7 protein-coding genes are annotated in these 5603 nt (G+C 67.4%); 6 read left to right on the top strand and 1 reads right to left on the bottom strand.

Going from position 1 to position 5603, the window contains the following annotated elements:
• Positions 1-695, top strand: a 695-nt coding sequence (gene pyrF, locus WAW85_RS13500) for an orotidine-5'-phosphate decarboxylase (RefSeq protein WP_422560120.1), incomplete at its 5' end; no start/stop codon positions are given.
• 9 nt (positions 696-704) lie between these two features.
• Here the strand turns inward: pyrF and WAW85_RS13495 are convergent.
• Positions 705-1781, bottom strand: a complete 1077-nt coding sequence (locus WAW85_RS13495; protein WP_422560119.1) for an alpha/beta hydrolase — start codon at positions 1779-1781, stop codon at positions 705-707.
• A gap of 216 nt (positions 1782-1997) precedes the next feature.
• On the opposite strand from WAW85_RS13495, the gene mihF reads away from it, so the two are divergent.
• The 5 genes from mihF to metK all read left to right on the top strand — a co-directional run.
• A complete protein-coding gene (mihF, locus tag WAW85_RS13490; protein ID WP_005939231.1) occupies positions 1998-2312 on the top strand; it encodes an integration host factor, actinobacterial type in 315 nt (104 codons plus the stop codon).
• 2 nt (positions 2313-2314) lie between these two features.
• A complete protein-coding gene (gmk, locus tag WAW85_RS13485) occupies positions 2315-2893 on the top strand; it encodes a guanylate kinase (protein ID WP_422560118.1) in 579 nt (192 codons plus the stop codon).
• Between the two features lie 73 nt (positions 2894-2966).
• On the top strand, positions 2967-3257 hold the full coding sequence (gene rpoZ / locus WAW85_RS13480) for a DNA-directed RNA polymerase subunit omega (RefSeq protein WP_422560117.1): 291 nt from the start codon (positions 2967-2969) through the stop codon (positions 3255-3257).
• 5 nt (positions 3258-3262) lie between these two features.
• Positions 3263-4522 (top strand): bifunctional phosphopantothenoylcysteine decarboxylase/phosphopantothenate--cysteine ligase CoaBC, encoded by a 1260-nt coding sequence (gene coaBC, locus WAW85_RS13475; protein ID WP_422560116.1) that lies wholly within the window; start codon positions 3263-3265, stop codon positions 4520-4522.
• 66 nt (positions 4523-4588) lie between these two features.
• Positions 4589-5603 (top strand): methionine adenosyltransferase (gene metK / locus WAW85_RS13470; RefSeq protein WP_422560115.1); only part of this gene is annotated, 1015 nt, incomplete at its 3' end.

The raw sequence follows: 5603 nt of genomic DNA, 5'->3' as shown, positions 1-5603 counted from the left end.
GACTTGGCCCGACCGCCGCAGTGATCAAACCGCAGGTCGCCTTCTTCGAGGCCTTCGGTGCGGCTGGCTTCGCGGTCCTGGAGGACACCATTGCTGGTTGCCGGGACGCGGGCGCGCTGGTTCTCGCGGACGCCAAGCGCGGAGATATCGGCTCCACCATGGCCGCCTACACCACGGCCTGGCTCGACGAGGCGTCCCCACTCTGCTCCGATGCGGTCACCGTCTCCCCGTATCTGGGGTTCGGCGCGCTGGACCCGGCGCTCGCCCAGGCCGAGGCGACCGGGCGAGGGATCTTCGTGCTGGCTCGCACCTCGAACCGGGACGGCACGGCACTGCAGACCGCGAGCGTGGTGTCGACGCGATCCGGTCGCTCCACTGTCGCCCAGTCCATCGTCGACGCCGCCGCCGCGGTCAACGCCAACGGTCACGGCACCGTCGGACTGGTGGTTGGCGCGACTCGCGAGCACGGTCTTGACCTGACGGCGCTGAACGGGCCCATCCTGTCGCCGGGCCTGGGCGCGCAGGGTGCTACGGCCACCGATCTGCTGGACATCTTCGCTGGCACCGCTGATCTGGCGTGGCTGCTTCCGGCCGCCTCGCGCAGCATCCTGGCGGCCGGGCCCGACCCGGCGGCGCTGGCGGCGGCAACGGTCGCTGCCCGCGACGAGATCGAGTTGGTTCTGCGCCGTCGGTGATGTGCCCGGTTACCGTTGCGCGTCGTCCACACGCTGGCGGAACGCGACGATGGCTGGCCACGTCTCCCGTTCGGCGGCCGCACCGGTGAGCATGCCGAGGTGGCTGCTCTCGACCGTGTGGAACTCGACGTGGTCGGCGGCGGTGAACAGGGTCTCGCCGTGCGCCACGGCTGCGTGCGGGGCGATAGCGTCGTAGTGCGAGCCGACCATGAACACCGGCGCGGTGATCGACGTCAGGTCGACGGTGACGTCGTCGAAGTGCACCACACCGGTGCTTAATTCGTCACGCACGATGAAGTTCATCAGCATCTGCTGGGCCACCTTCCCCGGGTAGCCGGGGAGTGACCGCTGGAAACGGTCGATCACCTGCATGCGGGCTAAGGCTTCGGGGTCGTTCAGATTCTTCAGGATGTACCACGGCTTTTTCACCTCCCGATCCCACGCGAAGCTGCGGTAGACCAGCCGGACGAGGGGTGCCGGGATTCCGGCCATCGCCGCCAGGGCGTAGTTGGCCGGTCGCCCGCCAGTCGGGGCGAGCACCCGGCGCACGAGCGGGTACGGCGGCACCTTCATGTAGTTGAGCGGGGTGCCGACGGTCATCAGCGAACGAATCGGCAGGGTCGGGTCGTTTCCGGCGGTGAGAAAGCTCAGGGTGCCGCCGAGACTCCAGGCGAGTAGGTCCACCGCATCGGTGCGGCCGGTGAAGTCGGCGATCACCTCGCCGATCGCCCGCGGAATGATGGTGTCGAAGTAGTCCTCGAATCCGAGGTGCCGGTCGGCCCGGCTCACGTCGCCAAAATCGATGGCATACGGAATTGTGCCGCTGGCCAGCAAAAACTCGACGACCGAGTTACCCGGACGGACCCCCGGCGCCAAGTCATAGCAGTGCGCAGGCACCGCCAGCGGGGGCACCAGCACCACCGGGACCGCGCCGGTGACACGGGCCGCCGTGAGCTGCGCTTCGGTGCCATACCGAACCAGCCGAGCGTGCGGCTGCGCCGACAGTACGGTGGACTGGCTGGCCGTGTATGGCGCGGCCGCATCGCGCAGCACGCGCGAGAGGGTGGTCAAGTCGTCCGGCAGCATGGTGTCGGAGGCTACCTGCCGGAGTTATCCGCCGACGCGCCCGGGGTGGTATTCGCCGAACAGGCCGACACGGGGTACCGTCGCTCCTGGTCATGACGAGAATAGGTAAGGTCGTCATGGAGTGTCGAGGCGGTCATCCCCTCGATGCAACGTCCTTCGGCGCTGGTATAGCGTCGGTGGTCCCAACTGAACTCAACGAAGGAAAGGCGGAGGACCGTGGCTCTTCCCCAGCTGACAGATGAGCAGCGCGCGGCTGCACTCCAGAAGGCGGCCGAGGCTCGTCGTGTGCGTGCCGAGCTCAAGGAGCGCCTCAAGCGCGGCGGCACCGACCTCAAGCAGGTTCTGGCCGACGCCGAGGAGAACGAGATCCTGGGCAAGATGAAGGTCTCCGCGCTCCTCGAGGCGCTGCCGAAGGTTGGCAAGGTCAAGGCGCAGGAGATCATGACCGAGCTGGAGATCGCTCCGACTCGCCGTCTGCGTGGTCTGGGCGACCGCCAGCGCAAGGCTCTGCTCGAGAAGTTCAGCTCCTGAGCGTGCCTAATGAGCAACCCCGTCCGAGGGGCCGACTGGTAGTCCTGGTCGGCCCCTCGGCCGTTGGTAAGTCGACCCTGGTCGCGCGGGTGCGCACCCTGGTGCCGGACCTGCATTTCTCGGTATCGGCCACCACCCGCGACCCCCGCCCCGGTGAAGTCCCCGGCCGCGACTACTTGTTCGTTACCCGACCCGAGTTCGACGCGATGATCGACCGCGGCGAGCTGCTCGAGTGGGCCGACATTCACGGCGGCCTGCAACGATCGGGAACGCCGGCCGGTCCGGTACGGGCCGCACTGGCGGCCGGACGACCGGTATTGGTCGAGGTCGACCTGGTCGGCTCGCGGCTGGTCCACAATGCCCTGCCGGAGGCCGTCACCGTGTTTCTCGCACCCCCGAGCCGGGCGGAGCTGGAACGTCGACTCCGCGGACGCGGTACCGAAACCCCCGAGGCGATCGAGCGCAGGCTGGCGACGGCCCGCGTGGAGATGGACGCCGCCGACGAGTTCGAACACGTCGTCGTGAACGACGATGTCGACGCTTCGGCCCGGCAGTTGGTAAACTTGCTGATTGGCCCCTGAAGCAGACCTTCGGGCCCACCTTCTCGGTTCCCATCGGAGCCGAGAGTTAACGAACTTTGCAGGAGAATTACGCGTGAGCAGCGATACCGACTTCGACCTCATCGAAGAGACCGTCTACGACACCCCGCACGGCATCACCGACCCGCCGATCGATGAATTGCTCGAGCGCGCATCCTCCAAGTACGCGCTGGTGATCTACGCGGCCAAGCGTGCGCGCCAGATCAACGACTACTACAACCAGCTTGCCGACGGCATGATGGAGTACGTCGGTCCGCTGGTGGAGCCGCGCCTGCACGAGAAGCACCTGTCGGTCGCGCTGCGCGAGATCCACTCGGACCTGCTCGAGCACACCGAAGGCGAGTAGGCGCCGTGGCGTCGGCGCCGGGAGCCGAGCGTCGGCACATCGTCGTCGGCGTAGGCGGCGGAATCGCCGCCTACAAGGTTTGTTCGGTCATCCGGCATTTCACCGAGGCCGGGCACGACGTTCGGGTGATTCCGACTCGGTCGGCGTTACGGTTTGTCGGCGCCGCCACCTTCGAGGCGTTGTCCGGCAATCCGGTCACCACCGAAGTCTTCGACAACGTTGATGAGGTCGCCCACGTCGCTCTCGGTCGGCAGGCCGATCTGGTGGTGATCGCACCAGCAACCGCGGATTTGATGGCCCGTGCCGTCGCCGGGCGCGCCGACGATCTGCTGACCGCCACGCTGCTCACCGCACACTGCCCGGTGCTCTTTGTTCCGGCGATGCACACGGAGATGTGGGAGCACCCGGCCACCGTGGCCAATGTTGCGGTGCTCCGTTCACGCGGCGCCACTGTTCTTACACCGGCGTCGGGTCGGCTCACCGGTGCCGACACCGGGGCTGGACGGTTGCCGGAGCCGACCGAGATTGGTCTGCTCAGTGACCTGTTACTGGCCCGCCCCGATGCGCTCGTGCGCGATCTGGCCGGGGTACGCGTGCTGATCAGCGCGGGCGGCACCCGAGAGGCCCTCGATCCGGTGCGCTACCTGGGCAATCACAGCTCCGGGAAGCAGGGCTATGCGTTGGCGCGCGTCGCCGCCCAGCGGGGTGCCGAGGTGACGTTGGTGTCTGGCGCGGTCAGCCAGCCCGGGGAGCCGGCCGCCGTCGACGTGGTGCACATCGACTCGGCGCGGGAACTCAGCGAGGAGATGACTGCCCGCGCGCCCGCGGCCGACGTGGTCATCATGGCTGCTGCCGTCGCCGACTTTCGGCCGGTCGGGGTGGCCGGAGCGAAGATCAAGAAGGGTGACGCCGGACCGGCGCCGATCGAATTGACGACCAACCCGGACATTCTGGCCGGACTGGTGCGAGCCCGCGCGGCAGGCGAGATTCCGGCCCGCACGATCATCGTCGGTTTCGCCGCCGAAACCGGGGATGCCGACGGCGGCGTCCTCGATCACGGCCGGGCGAAGCTGCGCCGCAAGGGTTGTGATCTGTTGGTAGTCAATGCCGTCGGCGAAGGTCGGGCCTTCGGCACCGATGACAACACCGGATGGATCTTGACCGCGGCGGGTACCGAAACCGGTGTGCCGTACGGCTCGAAAACACTCATGGCGAGCAGAATTCTTGACGAAGTCGCCGCGAGCGTGCCTGATAGACAAGACTGAACTGCTCCCTAGCTTCCCCCGTCAGCTTCACACCATTCGTAGCTGCCCACCCTCCGAGAGGAACCGATGACCGCGTCCGCGTCCCGCCTGTTCACCAGCGAGTCCGTCACTGAAGGACATCCGGACAAGATCTGTGATGCCATCAGTGACTCGATCCTGGACGCGCTGCTGGCGCAGGACCCGAACGCCAAGGTTGCGGTGGAGACGTTGGTGACGACCGGTCAGGTGCATGTCGCCGGTGAGGTGAACACGACCGCGTACGCCGATATCCCGACCATCGTCCGGGAGAAGATCCTGGAGATTGGCTACGACTCGTCGACCAAGGGGTTCGACGGCGCCTCATGCGGTGTCAACGTGGCTATCGGTGCGCAGTCACCGGAGATCGCCCAAGGCCTGACTGCCTCGCACGAGGCGCAGACCGGCACGCACACTGACGAGATCGACTTGCAGGGCGCTGGCGATCAGGGGCTGATGTTCGGCTACGCCACCGACGAGACCCCGGAGCTGATGCCGCTGCCGATTGCGCTGGCTCACCGCCTGTCTCGGCGTCTGACGCAGGTCCGCAAGGACGGCACCCTGCCTTACCTGCGGCCCGACGGTAAGACCCAGGTCACCGTCGAGTACGCCGACGACGTCCCGGTCCGGCTCGATACCGTCGTGGTCTCGACGCAGCACGCCGCCGACATCGATATCGCCGGCATGCTCACCCCAGATATCGCCAAGCACGTGCTGGCGCCGGTCTTCGCCGACCTCGACCTGCCGACCCGCCTGGACACCGCCAATCCGCGGCTTCTGGTGAATCCGACGGGCAGCTTTGTGCTCGGCGGCCCGATGGGCGATGCCGGGCTGACCGGCCGCAAGATCATCGTCGACACCTACGGCGGGATGGCGCGCCACGGCGGCGGCGCCTTCTCTGGCAAGGATCCGTCGAAGGTCGACCGCAGTGCCGCTTACGCGATGCGCTGGGTCGCCAAGAACGCCGTGGCCGCGGGCCTGGCCAAGCGCATCGAGGTGCAGGTGGCGTACGCGATCGGCAAAGCCGCCCCGGTGGGGCTGTTCGTGGAGACGTTCTGTACCGAGA

Source organism: Gordonia sp. (in: high G+C Gram-positive bacteria) (assembly GCF_049299075.1).
Taxonomy (GTDB): domain Bacteria; phylum Actinomycetota; class Actinomycetes; order Mycobacteriales; family Mycobacteriaceae; genus Gordonia.
This window is presented reverse-complemented; position numbering and strand designations above follow the sequence as displayed.